This is a genomic window from Streptomyces sp. NPDC028308 (assembly GCF_055565855.1).
On the sequence record NZ_JBVHTO010000023.1, the window covers coordinates 11,896 to 30,417 of the forward strand.

The 18,522-nt window shown below is 62.0% G+C and carries 19 protein-coding genes; all 19 read right to left on the reverse strand.

Annotation, left to right across the window (positions count from 1 at the left end; translation table 11 throughout):
* Window positions 1–9: 9 nt before the first annotated feature.
* The 19 genes from ACZ4VA_RS37995 to ACZ4VA_RS38085 all read right to left on the reverse strand — a co-directional run bounded on the left by ACZ4VA_RS37995 (window position 10) and on the right by ACZ4VA_RS38085 (window position 18,509).
* A complete protein-coding gene (locus tag ACZ4VA_RS37995) occupies window positions 10–2,571 on the reverse strand; it encodes a phage/plasmid primase, P4 family (protein ID WP_468084498.1) in 2,562 nt (853 codons plus the stop codon).
* A 48-nt stretch (window positions 2,572–2,619) separates the two neighbouring features.
* A complete protein-coding gene (locus tag ACZ4VA_RS38000) occupies window positions 2,620–2,808 on the reverse strand; it encodes an HNH endonuclease (protein ID WP_468084500.1) in 189 nt (62 codons plus the stop codon).
* Between the two features lie 950 nt (window positions 2,809–3,758).
* Window positions 3,759–4,499 carry a recombination directionality factor gene (locus tag ACZ4VA_RS38005; RefSeq protein WP_468084502.1) on the reverse strand — a complete coding sequence of 247 codons (741 nt, stop codon included), beginning with the start codon at window positions 4,497–4,499 and terminating at the stop codon, window positions 3,759–3,761.
* A 197-nt stretch (window positions 4,500–4,696) separates the two neighbouring features.
* Window positions 4,697–5,323 carry an RNA ligase family protein gene (locus ACZ4VA_RS38010; protein WP_468084504.1) on the reverse strand — a complete coding sequence of 209 codons (627 nt, stop codon included), beginning with the start codon at window positions 5,321–5,323 and terminating at the stop codon, window positions 4,697–4,699.
* 82 nt (window positions 5,324–5,405) lie between these two features.
* Entirely contained in the window at window positions 5,406–5,624 is a 219-nt protein-coding gene (locus ACZ4VA_RS38015) for a hypothetical protein (protein ID WP_468084506.1), read from the reverse strand.
* Between the two features lie 112 nt (window positions 5,625–5,736).
* On the reverse strand, window positions 5,737–5,886 hold the full coding sequence (locus tag ACZ4VA_RS38020; protein WP_468084508.1) for a hypothetical protein: 150 nt from the start codon (window positions 5,884–5,886) through the stop codon (window positions 5,737–5,739).
* Window positions 5,887–5,934: 48 nt separating this feature from the next.
* Complete coding sequence (locus ACZ4VA_RS38025; protein WP_468084510.1) at window positions 5,935–6,774, reverse strand: hypothetical protein; 840 nt, start codon at window positions 6,772–6,774, stop codon at window positions 5,935–5,937.
* Between the two features lie 225 nt (window positions 6,775–6,999).
* A complete protein-coding gene (locus ACZ4VA_RS38030; RefSeq protein WP_468084512.1) occupies window positions 7,000–8,511 on the reverse strand; it encodes a hypothetical protein in 1,512 nt (503 codons plus the stop codon).
* Between the two features lie 97 nt (window positions 8,512–8,608).
* The gene (locus ACZ4VA_RS38035) at window positions 8,609–8,746 is read right to left on the reverse strand and encodes a hypothetical protein (RefSeq protein ID WP_468084513.1); all 138 of its coding nucleotides are present in this window, start codon (window positions 8,744–8,746) and stop codon (window positions 8,609–8,611) included.
* A 162-nt stretch (window positions 8,747–8,908) separates the two neighbouring features.
* Entirely contained in the window at window positions 8,909–9,475 is a 567-nt protein-coding gene (locus ACZ4VA_RS38040; RefSeq protein ID WP_468084515.1) for a deoxynucleotide monophosphate kinase family protein, read from the reverse strand.
* Window positions 9,476–9,528: 53 nt separating this feature from the next.
* Window positions 9,529–9,711, reverse strand: a complete 183-nt coding sequence (locus ACZ4VA_RS38045) for a hypothetical protein (protein ID WP_468084517.1) — start codon at window positions 9,709–9,711, stop codon at window positions 9,529–9,531.
* A gap of 11 nt (window positions 9,712–9,722) precedes the next feature.
* The gene (locus ACZ4VA_RS38050; protein WP_468084519.1) at window positions 9,723–10,523 is read right to left on the reverse strand and encodes a peptidoglycan-binding protein; all 801 of its coding nucleotides are present in this window, start codon (window positions 10,521–10,523) and stop codon (window positions 9,723–9,725) included.
* Window positions 10,524–10,595: 72 nt separating this feature from the next.
* Window positions 10,596–12,383, reverse strand: coding sequence for a hypothetical protein (locus ACZ4VA_RS38055; protein ID WP_468084521.1), 1,788 nt, complete (start codon window positions 12,381–12,383; stop codon window positions 10,596–10,598).
* Window positions 12,367–12,669, reverse strand: a complete 303-nt coding sequence (locus ACZ4VA_RS38060) for a hypothetical protein (protein ID WP_468084523.1) — start codon at window positions 12,667–12,669, stop codon at window positions 12,367–12,369. Before ACZ4VA_RS38060 ends, ACZ4VA_RS38055 begins: the two co-directional genes overlap by 17 nt.
* Complete coding sequence (locus ACZ4VA_RS38065) at window positions 12,663–13,301, reverse strand: hypothetical protein (RefSeq protein ID WP_468084525.1); 639 nt, start codon at window positions 13,299–13,301, stop codon at window positions 12,663–12,665. The genes ACZ4VA_RS38060 and ACZ4VA_RS38065 overlap by 7 nt, the downstream gene beginning before the upstream one ends.
* Complete coding sequence (locus ACZ4VA_RS38070; RefSeq protein WP_468084527.1) at window positions 13,285–14,385, reverse strand: hypothetical protein; 1,101 nt, start codon at window positions 14,383–14,385, stop codon at window positions 13,285–13,287. The genes ACZ4VA_RS38065 and ACZ4VA_RS38070 overlap by 17 nt, the downstream gene beginning before the upstream one ends.
* 36 nt (window positions 14,386–14,421) lie before the next feature.
* Complete coding sequence (locus tag ACZ4VA_RS38075; RefSeq protein WP_468084529.1) at window positions 14,422–15,411, reverse strand: hypothetical protein; 990 nt, start codon at window positions 15,409–15,411, stop codon at window positions 14,422–14,424.
* Between the two features lies 1 nt (window position 15,412).
* Window positions 15,413–16,279, reverse strand: a complete 867-nt coding sequence (locus ACZ4VA_RS38080) for a phage tail family protein (protein WP_468084531.1) — start codon at window positions 16,277–16,279, stop codon at window positions 15,413–15,415.
* Between the two features lie 40 nt (window positions 16,280–16,319).
* Window positions 16,320–18,509: a phage tail tape measure protein gene (locus ACZ4VA_RS38085; protein ID WP_468084533.1), complete on the reverse strand. Its 2,190-nt coding sequence runs from the start codon at window positions 18,507–18,509 to the stop codon at window positions 16,320–16,322.
* Between the last annotated feature and the right edge of the window lie 13 nt (window positions 18,510–18,522).

An 18,522-nucleotide genomic window follows, 5' to 3' on the forward strand; every position in this document is an offset into this window, starting at 1 on the left:
CCCACCGGGCTACGCCTGCCGGAACGCGTCCGTCGTGGCTGCCTGAATGGCGTTCATCTCACCGTGAAACTTGGCAATGGCGGGGCTGTCCGTCGCGAAGATTCCCGGTCCCGTGGCCTTCTCCGGCTCGTCGGCCATGCGCACGCCGACCAACGCGTTGCCCTTCGCCACCCGCTTACGGGACACGCCGCGCTCTTCCATGGCGGCAAAGAACGCTCGTCGCGTCCAACGCTCCTTCTGCGGAAGGTTCTCCGCTTCGCACCAATCCAAGTAGTGGTTGAACGCGTCTCCGCCCAGCATCACGGAACCCTCAGACTTCACGAGCACAGCGGGAACGCTGGGGTCTTCGGAGTAGAAGCCGGCGAGAGCATCGGACGTGGCGCGGTAGTCGCGCGTGGCGGACGTGATGGACTCCGGGTCACCCAACCCGGACGCGTACCACTCGACAGCACCACGCACAGCCCATGCCACGATCCCGGCAGCCTCAGCAAGAAGCTTCTTGTCAAGGTCGTAATCCCGCTCGTGGGGCGCAAAGTACCGCGTGAACGGCACGAGCTTGACGCGTCGCCAAAGCCCTTCGTCCTGACCCTTGAAGCGGGGCTTGTGGTTCGTCGCAAGCATGATCAGGAACGTGGGCGCGAACGTAAAGAACTCCTGCCGGAGGAATCGCGCGGTCACCTTGTCCTTGCCCGTGACGCGCTTCAACACGGCTTCGCTCATGGGCTTTCCGCTCTCGCCTTCGGAAGCCATGACGAGCCGGCTGCCCCTGAGTGCGGCAATGTCGTTCGGGATTCCTCCGCTGCCCTTGTCCTCAAACGTGGCGAACGGAGTGGTCTTCGTGATGTTCCCGAAGACACTCGTCAGGGTGTCCGTGAAGACGCTCTTGCCGTTGGCACCCTTCCCCCAGAAAACGGCAAAGCACTGTTCCGACGTGTTGCCCGTGATCCCGTAGCCCGTGAGCCGCTGCATGTAGCCCACGAGATCCGCGTTCCCCGGGAAAATCTCCGTAAGGAACTGTTCCCAGCGGGGGCACAGCGCGTCAGGGTCGTACTCAACGGGCAGCGAGACCGTGAGCATGTCGTTCTTGTCGTGGTCGCGAAGCTCACCCGTGCGAAGGTCAACCACGCCGTTGCGGAAGCTCAGAAGGTGCGGAGCCGCATCGAACTCTTCCGCGTTCACGTACACGCTGGGCACGCTGCGAAGCTCCGTCATGAGAGCGTCAATGCGCGTCGTCATGGTGAACCCGCGCGCTTCCTGAGCGTTCCCGGCAAGGACGAGTGCAGCGCCCATGCGGTGAATCTCCTGACGAACCTTGTGCTCCGAACGCTCCCAGGTAACGCCGTTCCACGTGTGGAAGCCGAGACCGGGCGCGTACTTGATCCGTCCGTCAGACCACGCAACGAGAGCGTGAGCGTTCATAGCGTCGCTCTCCCCGTACGTGCGCACGAGATCAGCGAGAATGTCAGCCGCGTCACGTCCCTGATCGTCGGACACCGTGACAGCACCGGTCCGCCTTGCCACCGTGGCCTTGCGCTGGGCAGCCTCAGCAACGGCACGGTCCACCACCGGACGAGCCGACTTCACCGCGTTGTGCATGAGCCCGGGGAAGGTGTCTCCGGTCGTCTCGCGCCACTTCGTCAGGTCAGTCTTCGGCCCCAGGTTGGGAATGGGCAGCGCGTAAACCTCAATGCCGTACGGCTTGAGACCTTCGGCAAGCGCACGGTTGAAACGCTGTCCGGCTTCGTCGTTGTCTCCGGCGGCAATGACCTGGGAACCCGCAAGGCCGGCGGCAAGCTCAGCGAGAAGGTCAGGGCTTCCGGCAAGGGACGCGCCACGGATGCATACCGCGTCGTACCCGACCGCTACCGACGTAAGACCGTCTCCGGGTCCCTCAGACACGATCGTGACGGAGTACCCGCCGGAGCCACGGAACACGCCGTACTGACCCCAGCGGAGCCCTTCCGGGTTGCTCAGCGACAGCCACCGTCCCGGGCAATGCCCGCTCAGGTCTCGCCCCTGCAAGCCACGGGTGACCCCAGCGAAGTCGTTGAGCGGGACCGTGAGCCGGGGGAACTGACGGAAGCCACGGGAACGGTAGTTGCGGGCTCGTCCTTCGCTGTCCGTGTAGTCGAGACCGGGAACGCGTCCGTCGTCCACTCCAAGCATGAGTTCCGCTGCCGTCTCAGCGTCCAGACCGAAGCGGTCACCGACGTACAGGCGCGCTTGCGAGTCAACGTCCTGATCCCCGAAGCGGAAACGCTCGTTGGTCGCGTCAACGTACATGGCAAGCTGTGCGGTCAGTGCGGTACCCACGAGCGCGGGCTTCTCCTTCGGGACAGTGAGACCGTCACCGGTCGCGTTGAAAAGGTCATTCCAGTTGAGCCGTACGGCAATGCGAACCTTGTTGGTGTCGCATCCCGCGCGGCAGGTGAGCCGAACCTTGTTGTCGTCACCGCGCCAAATCCGAAGGGACGGACGGGAGTCCGCGTGTGCTGGACACTTCGCGAGATACCCCCCGTCCGCCTCTTCGGTCACGTCACCGAAGCGTGCAAGAACGTCCTTGAATTCCACGGGCCACCGTCTTTCTCTCGGTTGCCCGGTCTTGAGCGAAGGGGATTCCTACACGTCCGGCCCGAAGGTCTCCGCCCACTCCGCAAGCGTCTTCGCACCCTTGCTCAGGTTGCAGCCGGCGCACGCGGGAAGCATGTTGGAAGCCTTGTCGGCTCCGCCCTTGCTCAGCGGGTGGACGTGGTCCATGTGGGTTGCGCGCTTGTCGCAGTACGCACAGCGGTAGCCCCAACGGCGCATGATCTCTGTACGGCTGTACGACTCGTGTTCAACGCCGTACTCCTTCGCGCGCTTCTTGTGGGTCAGCTCGTGGCGCTTGTCCGGCGGAAGCTTCGCGTAATACGCCTTCCGGTGGTCCGCTGCCCTCTTCCGGCGACACGTGGCGCACGAGCTTGACGGACGCTTCGCCTTCCCGGCAAGGAACTGTTCAGCGGGCTTCGCTCGTCCGCAGTGCCGACACACCTTCATGCGACCCACCACACAACCGACGCGCCCCGGGTGACAGCAGTGGTGAGAGCGTCGGCGTAACGTCCCCAATCCTTCCGGTCAGTTGCGCCGGCCTTGAGGTACACGGTGTCCCCAGGGCTCAGCGCTCGTACGTCCCCCAGGGCCGGAGCCGCGTCGGGACCAATGAACATGCCGGTATGCATGGCTTGCCTACTCTCAAGAGTGGGTTGGAACGACAAAGGGCCGGACAGCACCCGTGTGAGTACCGTCCGGCCCTTGTCGCGCTACTTGCCTTCGTCCTGTTCCCCGGTGACGTTGCTCCGCAGAAGTCGCACATGAGTTGCCGCTACGTGCTCAGCCCGTAGTGTCTTGCGCGGTTTCTCTGAACGGCTGTCTGTGCCGGTCGGCTGCACCTTGAGCATGGGGAACTTGCGCCCCTCAACGCGGACGAAGTACGTGCGCCGAACAATCGCGTCCGACGCACGCACCCCATTCCCTTGACGTGAGGGGTAGTTCACGAGATCACCCGGGTACAGGGGCTCACCGGCATAGTCAGCGACCACGCCGCGTTTACCCATACTCCGGATCTCCGGTCTCGTCGTACACGCCGAAGCGGACGCGTCGCTCATGGATCACGGCTGCCCGCGCTTCCGGCGGGAACGTCCACAGCGGAGCCCGAACGGTCTCGTCTTCGGCGTTCTTGAGTGCCCGTGTCCAGTCGTACGGAGCCGACGCGTCAAGCTTCACCGCTCGTCGGCAATCGCGTCGTTGTACGACTTCTTGACGCGGATCACGGGCTTGATGTACGAGACCGGAGTACCGCGCTTCGGACCCTTCTTGATCACGAAGTCAACCGGCTCAAGCTCAAGCTCAGCGACGACCGGGCCACCCTGACCGATGCGGGCAAGCGCGTCTTCCGACTCGTGCAGAACGGCAAGCAGCGTCCACGCGCCCGTGTGGAACTTGAACTCTCCAAGCTCCGGGTCGTCGGCAAGCTTGAAGGTGACCGTGATGGACGGGTTGGGTCCGTCGTCATCCTTCGCCGCTGCCTTGCGCTCAGCGAACAGGGACGGGCAACCGCACTCCCGACCAACCTTCTCTTCGTCCTTGTGGCTGACGAAGTTGAAGCCGTCACAGTGGTGCTTGAGCTTGCCGTTGATCCACTGCTTCATGTCCCAGTGGATACCGTCCGCCTCAAGGATGACGGGAAGCTTCGTGGCGCTCGTGAACACGTCAATGAAGTTCTCCGACGTGCTCTCTTCGTCCTCAACGGGAGTGCCCCCGAAGAGCTGAGCCACGGCTTCGGCAACGTGCTTCTCACCGGTGCTGAAACGCCACTCCGAGAGCGCGACACCGACAGTCTTGCCCTGTTCGTTCACCTCAGTCGTACCGGAGTGCAGCCGGCCAACGGAGTCGTCGGCGTAGGTCTTCCGCTCCTTGGGCTTGTTCTCTTCGTCGTTGGCCCAAATGCTCTTGTTCGCCATGCATTCCCCTAGGAATTGAGGGAACGGCGGAAGGGGTCCGATCGTGTCCACGCACCCGAAGGTGTCTGCCGACCGTCCAGCCTTCCGCCGTTCCGTTGCTCTCTGCATGGGCGCTAGAGCCAAAGGGATTCCCACCCGGACCCGGACGCACAAAAGCCCCCTTGCCCGACCGCGAAGGCCAGACAAGGGGGCTCGTCTTACGCGGTCTCCCACTTCCCCGCGTCGTTGTTGTCAAGGGTCACCTTGAACACCTGCCGCGTCTGTGAGTGCCATACACAGATACCTTCCGGGTTCATGAAGCCGGGGGCAGCCACGGAGCCGTTCGCCTTGAGTGCGCGAAGCTCCGCCTTGATCCGGTATTCGCTGAACTCACCCTGATAGAGCACCGGGGCCGGCTCAACGATCGCGTTGCCGAGACGAACGTTCACGTCCCGGTGTCGGTCCGTGTTGAACAGGGAGAAGCGACGGTCAGTCAGGCCGTACCCGCGCTGAATGCCGGAGCCCCACCACTCACCGAAGTGAAGCCCGGTGCCCAGCGCACGAATAAGCCCTTCGGCGTTCTCGTACACCCAACCGGCAAAGCCGAAGTTGTCCTTGCCCTTGCCCGGAGTGATGATCCGAGAGCGGGACTGTGCGCTGACGACGTACCGCGTACCGTCAACGACGACGCTGTACGACTCCGGCGGAGCGGTGAACACGTCCACGAGCGACGTGACTTCACTGATGTGGATTGCTGCGTTGGTCCCGTCAAGCTTCTCCGTGACGACGACCGTACGGAACAGGCGCGGAGTCTTAGGCCATGCGGTGAACTCGTGTGTGGTCATGCTCTTACCGGAGCGGAGGGGATTCCGAACGCAGGAAAGCCCCCCAGCGCCCGTGTAAGGCACTGAGGGGCTTCCGGTGGGGCTACTTGTCGGAACGGGGCGTACGGGCGGTCAGAAGCCCAGCGATCACGGTGAGAAGCCACGCCTCACCGAAGCCGATTGCCGGGACAGCCGGACGCACGCTGTGCCAGATACCGAAGAGGAGCATCACGAGCCACGGCACGAGAAGGATGAGACCCACGATCAGCGCAACCGCACCGATCAGACCGACCACGTCAGCCGCGTCAACCCGCTTCGCCATTGTCTTGGTTCCTTCCGTTGGGTACACGGGGACTTGAGCGAAGGGGATTCTCAGCCCCCGCACGAGCCACAAAGCCCGGACTTCTGCGGGTTGCAAAGACAGTTAGGACCGGTCACGCGCGGGTTTGCTCCTTGCTGCCCAAGAGGGCATTCAGCTTCGTGTGGACCTTCGCAAGCTCCGGCAAGTCAATGCCCAGCTCTCGCGCTGTGTTCACCGCGTCGGCACACTCGTTGATCAGGTCAACGACTTCGTCAGACTTCATGTGAAGGCTGTACGGGTGCATTCGGCTCGTGTGCGTAGCGAGCATGTGTCAGCCCCTCCGCTGAGTACCGGTCACGAGCTTGCTCTTGCTGGACGCGATCGGCTTGAGGACAACGCGCCGGCTCAGGTCACGGTCCCAATTGAAGGTTCCACGGAGACGAAGGAACTCCGCAAAGACTTCGTCGTCAATCACGACCGGCTTGAAAGCCCACTGTTCGTCAGTGATGTGCAGTACGGCAGCACCGTCAAACTCCGGCATGGGAGTGCGGACCCCGTCCGGGTCAATCATGAAGTCCGCGTTGGCGTATGCAGCCATCTGCAAGGCAACGTCGGGATACGTGGCCTTGCTCGTCTTCCAATCGCCCATGATCAGGTGACGCTTGCCGGAGCGGTCCGGGGTCGGCTTGCCCTCTTCGTCAAGCCACACGTACATGACCACGTCGAAAGAGCCGGCGTACTCGTGCGTGTCGCTCCAAGCCACGTCTTCCGCGCGGACAAGCTCCGGGTTCACGGCTGCCAGGAACTCAAGGAAGTGCTTCTTGTACGGCTCAAGGTCCGGGTGGACGCTGTACACGGTCTCACCGCGAATCAGGCGCTCAAACAGGTCGTGCGCCTTGCTGCCCACGTCAGCGCGAACCTTCGTGTACCGACGAGCCGCGCCCCGGAGATAGTCAACGGCTCCGTCCCGGTCGCGCGCTGCCATCTGCTGAACGAAGTCAATGGAGTCAACCGCAAGCTCAGCGGTCATACGCGCGTTCCACGGACCCAAGAAGTTCTGTTTGGGAAGCATCCCGATCACGCTCGTCACACCCGGGTACACGTTGTCCGGAGTGGCCGTGTTCAGGTAGAAGCGACTGCCCCCACGGTAGATAGTTCGGATCTTGCTCATGGTGCTGTGCCCCTTCCGGGCTCAGGGATTCGTTTGCACTAGTCCTTGAGCGAAAGGGCTTCTCAGCGGCAGGTGCAGAAGTGCACGTTTGCATTGCCGCTGTGTCTCTCTATTGGATCTCTATGGTTGTTCCTGGGATACCTACAAATCTGCACTACTGCACAACGAAGCCCCGAACCCTTCCGCTGTGGAAGAGCCCGGGGCTCACGGTCTGTGGTCGGACGGTTACAACTTGGCAGCCTCACCCGCAAGGACGGTCACGAGCGATTCAAGCTGAGACTTGAGATCCGCCTTCTCGTCGTCGCTGAGCTTGCTCGTGTCCTTCGTAACGTCCGTGATCAGCGTCCGCCCCAGGGAGACGAGCGACGTGCTGACTTCCTGACGCTCCGCACCCTCAAGCCGGCGCACAGCCTTCGTGACGCTCTCCGTCAGCTTCGTAGCGCGGGCAACCTTCTCCGTCGCACGCTGCTTCGGGGTCTTCTCCGGCGCGGCCTTCTCCGTCCACTCAGCGGGAAGCTCGTCCGTGATCCCCTTCGTCTTCTCCTCAAGCTCCTTGACCTTCGCGGTCAGCTTCGCCTTGTCGTCGTCGGAAAGACCGTCTTCGTCCAGTGCGTCACGAGCCGCGTCAAGCTCACCGCGCGCCGTGTCGAGTTGCTTCACGCGGTAGTTGAAGCGCTGAATCTCCGTACGGCCATAGCGCGGAAGCTCAATCTTCGCGTCGGCGTACACGGCGTAAATCGCTTCGGTCAGGCTCAGGTCAGCGTCCGAAACCTCGGCGCCGGATTCCTTCGCCTGCCGCGCCTCTTCCACCATGGTTGCCGCGTCCGGGAAGTACAGGCGCGCGGTCTCAAGGGCTTCGTCCGGGTTCGGGGACGAGTCGAAGTCACGGAGCCACCCAACGAGAATGTCAGCCATCTTGTTCTGAGTGGCCTTCTGCAACGCGTCGTGTGCGTCGTTGGTCTTCGTGTCATCCTTCGCGACACCCTCACGAGCACCGTCGTACACGAGACCGGCACTGTTCTTCGTCTTCTTTTCGATGCTCATCAGGTCCGGCAGACCGGAAGCCGTGTGGGTCATGCGAAGGCGCATCTCAAGCATGGTGCGCGCCACGGTCTCACCGACTTCGGAGAGCTTGAGCCCGTACTTGACACCGTCCTTGAACGCCTTAATGGACTGCTTGACGAGATCCGGAATGCCCTCAATCTCAAGCGGGTTCTCAGCCTGCCGAACGATGGCAGTGGACGCGGGGGCAGGAGCGGGCTCGTCCGCCGGCTCAGGCTTCGTCGTGGCAGTCTTGTGGGCTTCGGCAACGGCCTTGCGGAGAGCGGTCCGCTTGTTGGTCGGAAGCTGACGAATCTTCTCTTCCGCCTCAGCCTTGAGAGCGTCAGCGGCACCGGTCACGCCTTCGGAGCCCGGGACGAGTTCCTTGATCTGATCCACGGTCGCGTGAATGTCGCTGATCAGACCGTCAACGTCAGTGTTGGTTGCGTCGGACGGGTTGGCGTTCTTCGCGGGCATGGTGTCTTCCTTCACGTCGTCTGACTGAGCGTCAGTGATCATCTTAAGCGCAACCTTCGCGCACTGAGTGCACGAGACATAAGGCGTGTGGGCAAGCTTGACAGTCGTGATCGGCTTCTTGCACAGCGTGACCGTGTCGCTGTCCTGAGCCGTGTGAACGACCTTACCCTTGCCCAGGTAGAAGGTGCGGTACCCGGTCGGTGCGGTTACGGCGGTCATGCTGTGCCCCTGTCTCGCTTGCGCTGTCACTCTATCGGAACGGCCAACCTACTCTTGAGAGTAGGCTGACCGTGTTACCAAAGCTTTACCGTGTGTGCTAGTCCAGCGTCTCAACTTCGTCGTATGCCCCGAAGGTGAAGCGCTCGTCACCGTTCTTGATCACGGTCGTCATGGCGTACATGTCCGACGCAATGCACTTCGCGACCATGAGCCCCGGTGCCGGAGTCACGATCACGTCCCCGTACGTTACGTCCTTCGCGCGCTTGATCATTGCTGCCCCCTCCGTGTTGTTCTGACAAGGAAGAGACTACTCTTAAGAGTAGGCACATGCAACACGGGGACACGAAAAAGCCCCCCACCGACCAACCCGAAGGTCAGTCAGTGAGGGGCTGTCTCGTCAGCTCCGGGGGAGAAGCAAGCTGTCAACGATCTTGTTTAGATCGTCCAGCGTGCCCGTGTTGCCGATCGTCAGATCAGGGTTCACGTAGTCAAGCTCTGTTTCACTCTTGTGTCCCGCGTTCTCCCCAGCTCCGGCACCCGGGCGCGTGACCCGGACGAGCACGAAGCCACGTTGCCGCAGCGCCATAGCTTCGTTCTCGTACCGCACGTCCGTGATGACGACCGGCAGGTTCCACGAGTCGGCAGCGTCCACCTTCCGCAGCGCAAGGCGAATCCAGAACTCTTCGTCATGCAGCCGTACCGTCTCACCGATGGACTGCAACAGCCGGCGAACTTCCGGGTACGTGTCCTTCGCGTACTCCCAACCAACATCGTTGATCAGGGCAGCAAGCCGGACCACAACACCCGGGCTCGTCTGAACGAGCGGGTTCGTCTGTAGCGCCATGGCCTTAAGCGGATCAGCAAAGCCAATGCGCGTGTACGCACGACCCTGCACGAGCCGCTTAGCCACGCTGTCCTTGCCGCTCCGGGCCTTGCCGATCAACCCAACGTGCTTGTACCGCATCGTTCCCCTTCCGGCGGAGTGTGTCTCACCGGAAGGAGAGCGAAGGGGATTCCCTACACGCCCAAGAGAACGTGAAGAGCCCCCAGGACAGCGGCACCCGGGAAGTCAGGCTTGACCGCAGTGACCGCAGCAACGGCACCCGCAGCGAAGGCAAGGATCTTCACCTTGTGCTTGCCGACCCATGCGAAGACCGCGCCCACTGCCGACACTGCGCCGGCCTTACTGTGCTCACCCATGCGTCTACCTCCTAGACGTTCGGCACGCGGAGCTTGTCCCACGTGCTCTTACCGGGCCAACCGTCAGCGTCGGCACCCGTGTAACCGTTCTTCCGCTGCCACTTCGCGTACGAAGCCTTGTCCGCGTCAGTCCACTGGGGACCCGGACCGTCCTTGTACGCGGAGCAACCCTCAGCCACGAGACGCTTGCCCATGGCCGTGACGATCGGGCTCTTCGGGTTCTTCTTGAACCACGCCACACCCGGGAAGGGCTCGTACTTGGGCTTCGCCGGAGTGGAAGGCTTCGCCGGAACGGTCGGCTTCGGAGCTTCACCCGCAAACCTGGGGTCAGCCGACTTGATCCCCTCAGCGAACTTCGGGTATCCGTACCCGTACAGGTACGCATCCCGACGCGCACGCTTCTTGAGGTACACGCCGTTCCCCTCAGCGGAGCCGGAGTCGTTCGTGTTGCCCTCAATGGTGTACGCGTAGTCCGCGTCATAGGCGTACACAATGCCCGTGTGCGAACCACCGCCGGAGCCAAAGAAGATCTGAGCACCAACCGCCGGGTACTCCGAGAATCGCCCCTGATTCTTGAACCACGACACAGCGGTTGCACACGACGCGGTACGCGGGTACAGATCAGCCACGCCGGCCTTGAGCGCAACCCAGCTCACGAAAGTCGCGCACCACGGCTGATAGTTGGACCACTCAAGTCCCGGGACTTCGGGGCTGAACTTGTTCTTGTTGTTGTAGTGGCCGTTCGAGAAACCTTCTCGGTATCCCTCTTCGGCCTTCGCTATCGACAGAACCTTGTCAACGGCAGTCGTCAAGAGCCTCTTCCTTCCATGAAAAGAGCCCCCGCCCATTCCCAGGGCAGGGGCTCACGAATTCGGCGCGTGCGGTTAGGCAAGCGCCACAATCGGAATGTCGTGGTCGGCAAGTGCAGCCGCGTTCGTCTGACTCACGGTCGTCGGAAGCGTGGACTGAGCGGCCAAATACCACGCACGCGCGAACGGTGTGGTCGTCATAAAGAAGTTCGCGGTAGACACGGGCGCTTCGTTCTGCACGTGGTAGAACGAGAAGTCAGCCGTTCCGCCGGTCGTCATGAGCCACGCCACCCAATACCGACCGGGCTGCAAGGTGGTGCTCGTAATCGGAATGGGCACAGCGCCAATGTGGTTCGTAGCCATGCCGGGCAGAACTCCGGCTTCCTGACCGGCCATGGTCAAGGCAATGTTGGCGGACGCGACAACGCGCGTTCCGTCCTCCCTGTAAATGCCTGCCATGTAGCGGTTGGTACCAACGCCACCGTAGCCACGAGCGAACATGACCACGTTCGTTACCGTCGTCGGCTCCGTGATGTTGAAGCCGGTCAGGTACAGCCGCTGAGGGCTCAGGTACTTCGCGCCCGGGTTCGCCACTCCGCCCGGGTCACAAGACCACGCCTGAAAGCCCAACGCTTGCGGAGTCCACGAGTTCTTAGGGACAGCGGCAGGAACCTGAGCGATCGGCAGCCGTGTCGTTGCGTCCAGCGTGGCAACTCCGCTTGCAGCACCACGAGTTGACACAGCAACGTATGTGCTCGTCAGCGACGGAATCTGAGCGCTGGGAATCTTCGTACTTGCGTCCAGCGTTGCAACGCCGTTCGCTGCCCCCTTGTCGGTCGTCGGTACCGCGCTCACGTCAGCGGAAGTCAGGACAACCGCACCGGTCTTCGTGTTGACGCTCGTGACCGCGTTGGACGTGGCCGGAAGCTGAGCGGAAGGAACCTTGCCGTCACTGCCCAGCGTCGCAACGCCGTTGACTGCACCCTTCTCCGAAGTCGGTACAGCGCTCACGTCCGCAGCGTTCAGCGTGACGCTCGCAGCGCTCTTGCCGTTGACCGACTGAATGACTCCGGGGGCACCCTGGGCACCGTTAGCACCTGCCGCACCCGTTGCGCCCGTGGCTCCGGTCGGTCCCTTGATATTGCCCTTGAGCGTCCAGCCGGCCGCGTCACGTTGGTACACGTCGCCGGAGTCGGACCGGAAGAGCATGTCACCCAGCGGGACACCCGTGGAAGGCGTGCCCGTGTTGTTCACGTACCACTGTGCGCCACGAACGCCGCTGCCAACCTGGGACCACGAGCCCGCAGCACGCGCCCACATGGTGACCGTCGTACTCGTCACGCCCAACGTCGTTGAAGCCGTGTACTGCGTGTAAACGTCACCGTCCACACCCAACGCGGAAGTCGGTGCAGCGCTGCCCGTGTACACCTGGGAACCCGCAGCGCCCGTGTCACCCTTCGCACCCTGGGGACCGGGAACGGGAACGTAAGTCGGGGTCGTGGGGTCAGCCGGCGCAACGTCCGCAAGGTCAATCTCCGCCGTGTCCTTCGGGAGAAGGAGAGCGAAGGTGCGGGCTCCGGTGACTCCGGTCAGGTTCTCCTTCACCGTGTACGACCAATCCGAAGGGTTCATGCCTTCGTTGTCCGTAGCGGGAAGGGTGACCGTGAACGCGCCGAACTCGTCAAGGCGCGCGACCACCGGACCGGCAATGAAGAGATCAGCGTCAGGGAACGTCAGGAGACCCGGACCCGTGAAGGTAACCGTTCCCTGTAGTCCCCTGCCGTCCGGTCCCCGGTACTGACCGCGCACCTTGACGGTTGCGATGCTAGGGGGCAGCGGATAGGTCTCAATCGGAAGTGTCATCTGTCCCCCTGTTCAGCAGCGTGTCAATGTGCGTCCGAAGCTCACGGTTCTCGGCGCGGAGTTCAGCCACTTCGTGACGGAGTCCAGCGTTCTCGTCCCGCAGTGCGCGGACTTCCACCACGAGCTTGCTGACCTCTTCGGTCAACCGGTCGGCTCGTGCTGTCTGTGCTTCGGCTTCGTCGCGCCATGCATCCCGGGCACCGGTCTTCACCTGCCGGTACACGAGCATGAGAAAGAGTGCGGCACCCCCGACGATCTCAGCCGCTCCGCTAACGTCGCTCACCATTCGACCGGTCCCCCGTCCGTGGGAGTCAGGTGACCGTCAATGCGCGGGTTACCGTCGTCCGCCTCTTCTTCGTACGTACCGTCCGGCACACCCGTGATGAGCATTGGATTGCCCATGCCGACCGTCAGTGAGTCGCTGCCGACCGTCACGCGCTTGTTCACGCGGTACTCAATGGCGAAGCCCTTCCAATTCTGACCGTCGTCAAAGCCGATCGGCTGAGGGTGTCGCCACGAGAACACGAGATTCCGCGTAAAGCCGTTGTTCGGGGAAGCGAAGTCGGAAGTCTTGTCAAGCGTGAATTCCTTCGTCTTCCCGTTCGTAATCATGTCCCGGAGCCACACGGTTACGGATACGTCCAGCGGAGCCGTACCCGTACCGTTCTGCGGAAGGTGAAACGGGATCAGCAACAGAAGCACCGGCTGATTGAGCCCCGTTGAGTTGATAACCCCCAGCGCGTGAGTGAACTCCGCACCCTGAGTGCCCTCAAGGGAAGGCGACTGAAACGAACCGAACGGAAGGCGCTCGTTCACGCTGCCCAACTTCGGCTTCCGCTCAAGCGCCGTAATGCGTCGCTGCATTTCCTGTAGCTCCGTAACGAGCGACGGGGGCAGCGCATTAGCTTGGATCGCCACTTGTAAACACGTCCTTACTAGCAAGGGAAAGGGAAACGGTCTCCGTGCCGTTCACGTCAACGTCAACCCGTCGCTCAGTCAGAACGAACTCTTCAAGCAAGCGGACATACCCGCTGTCCACCTGAACAGTGCCGACCGCACCGGGCAGGAACGACGACGGATCAAACACGCCCGGGTACAGGGTCAGCGTCGGAATGCCGATCACCTGCCGGCCCACAGCGCCAATGGCGGCAGCCTTCGGAATTAGGTCAGCGGTAGCCTTCAAGTCGGAGTAGGTAGCAACCTGAGTGAGCGTCGGTCCGTCAAAGTCGTTGCTCACGTTGGCGTAAGGCTTCACGCCCGTACCCATGTCGGCACCGAACGCGAAGGCTCGTGTGGCCAACTTGCTACCGTCGTACCCAACCTGAGTGACGTTGCAGTTCTCTCTATGTACTAGAGCGGAAGGGATTACGTTTTGGAGCCTTCCGTTCTTGAGAATCCGGTTGCCGACCGTGCCGTTGTCGCGCCAATAGGTCTCGTACCGGAAGTCAAAGCCCCCGTCTTCGTCGGCAAGCTCGTTGATCGCCTCAGCGATGTTCTTGAACTCCGAGAAGCCCCATTCACGGGAACGAATCCGGCCGGTCGTGGTGAGCCGGGACGTGTCCGTTCCGATTCCCCCATCATCGTTCGCGCGCTCAATCCAGTCGCTCAAGAGAAGCGCCTGATCCTTGTTGGCCTTGTATCCCGCCCACTTGAGGCGTATCCCGCCGCTGGGAAGGTTCTGCAAGGTTGCTCCGCCCAGGTAGCAAGCGGAGTAGTACGAGTGCCAACCCGACGCGTTCAGCGCGAGAGTGCCGGCGTCAAGGTCTGCCGTAGCTGACCACAGCATTCCGCCCCATACGGGCTCGTCGTCCCGCGTCACCACGAGTGCGCTCTTCCCGGGTTCCAACGTGTCCGGGTCGGCAGCCTTGAGGGGCATACCGATGGACGCGCTACCCGCTGAGTTCAGCGTCTCGCCGTACTGAATCCCGGTCACCGGAAGCGACGCGACGACTTCACCCGTCTTCGCAACGGTCTGCAAGACTTCATAGCGGGCAGCGCTCATCATGTCCCCCTAGCCCACTCTTGAGAGTAGGTACGATCAGGCCGTGTTCCACGGGCTCTTACTGAACGACTCGTTGATGTACACAGCGGAAACCGACGTGTCCGCGCCGAACTCAATACCGCCGTTCGCCATGAGCGCGATACGTCCGACTCCGCCGTTCGTAGTGCCGTAGGACTGACCCGTTGAGCCGTACGTGTTCTGTGTCGGACGAGTGACACCGGCAGGCATGAGCGCCGGAACAACGAGCTTGTCAATGTCCTTGCTGGGGGAGAAGTTGAGCTGTCCGCTCAGTTCCCAACCGTTGGACGACTCACGGAGATACAGCGTGCCGGTAACCGTGATGTTCGTTCCGTCGTTCGCCTGTACGTTCTGAATGGCGCACGACTTCCACGGACCCGGGTCCGCCGTGAACCACGTACCGTCACTCTTCCGAATCCACCGCTGATTAGTGCCCACGTCATACACGAGAGCACCGACGCTCACCGTGGACGCGGTAGGAAGCTGTCCGGCCCAATCGACAGCGATTGCGTAACGGCCGGCCAACGCTGCCTGATCCCGGTACTGACCCTGATAGCGCGTCACGGTCAGCGTGAACGTGGTCATGGACTTCGGAACGTCAATCCAACCCAGGGCAACCGCGTTGTCGGGACGAGTCGGAGCCACCGGAGTTGCCGCCGGAGTGCCCGGGATGATCTCAATAGCCACGCCGTTCGTACCGTCAGCGGCAAGCGTGGTGAGCCGGGCAACGATCAAGTCCCTACGCGGGTTCACGCTTGAAGCGGTCGGGACAGCCACGGTCGCGCCCGGGGACCATGCCCAGGTTGCACCACCCGCAGTGAGCCCGATCAGTGCGTTACCGGCACCGACGCTCACCGTGCGGGCAGTCTGATCACTGTTCAGAAGGAACTCAGAAGTGGACGCGAACAGGTGGGTCATGCCGAGACGCGGCACGCTCAGGCTGTTGAAGTTGGCAAGGTCGTTACCGCCGTACGTAACGCCTTCCTGAAACCATGCAAAACCCGCCATGCTAAACCCACCTATCTACCCAAGTAATGACCGCTCGTGCGGACGTGAATTCGTCACGGCTCGTCAGCCTCAGTCGGTGAAGCCCGGGACCGTACTCCGGCCACACAGAACCCACCTTCACGAGCCCCGTAATGTCGTCGCCTTGCGTCGTCGTCACGGTCATTCCGGCGCTGTCAATGACAATGTCTCCGTCCCAATCGACAGAGAAGAACTGTCCAGTGGAGTCGTCCCACAACGTGGGAGAAGCCCCAGCGGTAATGACGACCTGGGGACGAGCCGCTACCGACCCGAACTGAGTCAGCCACGTAATGGGGTCAGCCGGCGCTTCACCCGAACCCTTCACGAGCCACGGCACAGCGGCAGGGAAGGTGAGCCCGGACATGTCCGCTTCCCGCTCGTACGACCGAACCACCGTTTCCCGGGGCGCGTCGCCATACACGTACGGGCTCGTGGCGTACAGCTCAACGACGACGTTGCACACCATGTTTGCGAAGTTCAGATCAAGGGGCGCGCTCCGCTTCCGTGGACGCGCCATGACGTACCCGGTCTGATCGGCAGCCACGCCCGGGAACCGGAAGCGAAGTGGCTTCTCAATGTCCCCGGGCATGAACGCTGCTTGCAGATTCACGAGCGCCTGAGTGAACTCCTCACGAGTGCTGCCGTAGACCTCAAGGGTCACGGTCACCGTTCGGCCGTTCATGTAGTCGTCACCCGCGTACAAGCCGTGACGCTGCACAAGAGTCAAGTCAGATGACCGGATCTCCGGCAGCGTCAGCAACCCGTCAACGGCAACGATGGAAACGGCGGAGTCGGGTTCCCCCATGACGAGCCCGTTGTATTCACACGTCCAGTCGTTCAGCTCCGCCATTCCATCCCCCTCTTATGCCTACTCTTGAGAGTGGGCTTGCCTATGCCGGCGACGTGCGCAGTGCCCATGCGACTTCACGTCCAATCGCGTACGGGTCCGCGTTGGTCTGCACGTTGACCGTGACTCCGCTGCCGCTGGAAAGGCTGTGGTTCGGGACGACGCGGGAACCGTTCGGAAGGTAAACCTCTTCGGGTCCACGCTCACCGACACGGACCATGCCGGAAGCCGGGCCACCCATGGCGCGAATCTTCGGAATGGGGCTGTCCGGCAGATCAATGCTGAGCTTGCCCCAACCCAGCTTGTTCGGGATTGCCCAGTTGAGAAGGTCAATCACTCCGTTGATCGCACCCTTTGCAGCGCGACCGACAGCGGAAGCGAGCGAAGACGCGAACCCGCCCAGCTTGCTGAGTCCGTTCTTGATTCCGTCAATGACGTAACCACCGATGGACTTGCCCGCGTTCAGGATGGACTTGCCCGCGCTCAGGATTCGACCGGGGAGCGAAGTCACGAAATTCACCACAGCGTCAAGCGCGTTCTTTGCGAAGTTCTTGACGGTCGTGAACGCGGTCTTCGTCGCGCCAACGATCTTGTCCCAATGCTTGATAATCAAGCCCGGTCCCGTGAAGTTCAGGAAGAGATCCTTGAGCCATCCGAAGATTTTCTTGACCCAATCCCAAACCCACTGAAACGCGTCAAGCGTCCATTGCTTGATCGTGTCCCAGTTCTGCCAGATGATCAGCGCAAGAGCGACGATCGCAGCAATGATCAGGCCAATGGGACCCATAGCGATCAGCCATGCGGCAGCCATGCGGGCAGCCTGTAGAAGCGCCTGAGCCCCCATGAGAACCCACTGACCGACGATCACGGCACCCGCTATAACGGCTCGTGCTGCCGCTGCAATCCATCCCCCGATCGTTGACCACGACGCTGCCACCTGAGTTGCTGCGGACGTGACCGACGCGGTTGCCGTTGTGACCCACCCGGTAACCACCGCTGCCGCTGTGATGACTTGCTGTACGCCCCATGCGATCAGCGCGGGAAGAATCAGGGTCGTGATCACTCCGGCGATAATCCCGAAGGTCGTGCTGTGCTGAGAGATGAAAGACGCGGTTGTTGTAATGGCCGTGCCGACCCAACTGAGCTTGTCGGCAAATGCCGATACCGCCGGGATGACCGTTCCGCCCAGGAAGTCAACAAGGTCTTGCTGTAGCCCACGACTGAACGCCTTGAGCTTCGTTGCCGCGTTGTCGTGCATGGTGTCGCCGGCCTTCTTGGCAGCACCGTCAACCTTGCCCAGGTCGTCAACGGCCTTCGAAGGGTCAAGCGCGAAAAGTGCGTCTTGCATGTCTTCGGCCTGAGTGCCAAAAAGCTTCACCGCGAGAGCGGAGCGTTCGGCAGGGTCCTTGACGTTACGGAGCCCGTCAAGCGTCTGATCAAGCGCCTTAGCGGCAGCCGGACCACCCTCCGCAATGGCCTTCGTCATGTCCTTGCCGGACAGACCAATCTTCGCGTACGTCGCGTTTACGTCGTCGCCACCCGCGCGGACGATAAGGCCGAACTCCTTGAGGCTGTCTGCCACAAGGTCAGCGTCACGAGCGCCACCCTTGAGCCCCTGAGACAGAAGCCCCATGGCAGTCTTGCCGTCAAGCCCTAGCCCCTTGAACTGAACGCCGTACTCGTTGAACGTGTCCAAGAGGTCTTCCGACTTGTTCGCGCCTTCCTGGGCACCCTTCGTCAGAATGTCGAAAGCCTCAGTGGCGTTCTTCGCCAAACCGGTCTTGAGCATCTGCCCGACCGCGTTAGACGTGGGTCCGACTTCGTCACCCAGGACCGACGCAACATCCATGGCTTGCTTGGAAATGTTCGCCATTTCGTCAGCGGTAGCCCCGGCAGGAACTAGACCTTGCTGCCAAAGATTCTTGAGCGCTTCGTTCGCGTCGGCCACGGATTCCCCGTAACCGGACGAGTACACGGCTCCGGCAGCCTCACCCAGCTTCTTAGCCTCAGCGGGTGTCGCGCCCAACTGAGCGGCAAGAAGGTCGTTGTTCGCACCCTGTTCCAACGCCTCAGCAATGCCCATGCCGATACCGGCGGCAATCGCACCACCCGCAGCAAGAGCAAGCCCGGAAGCTACCTCCCCGAACTTGCTGACTTCCTGCCCGGCTTCGTCAAGCGTCTGAGACAGCTCTTCCGCGTCGCCAATGAGTGTGATCTTGATGGGATCAGCCACAGCGCACCCCCTA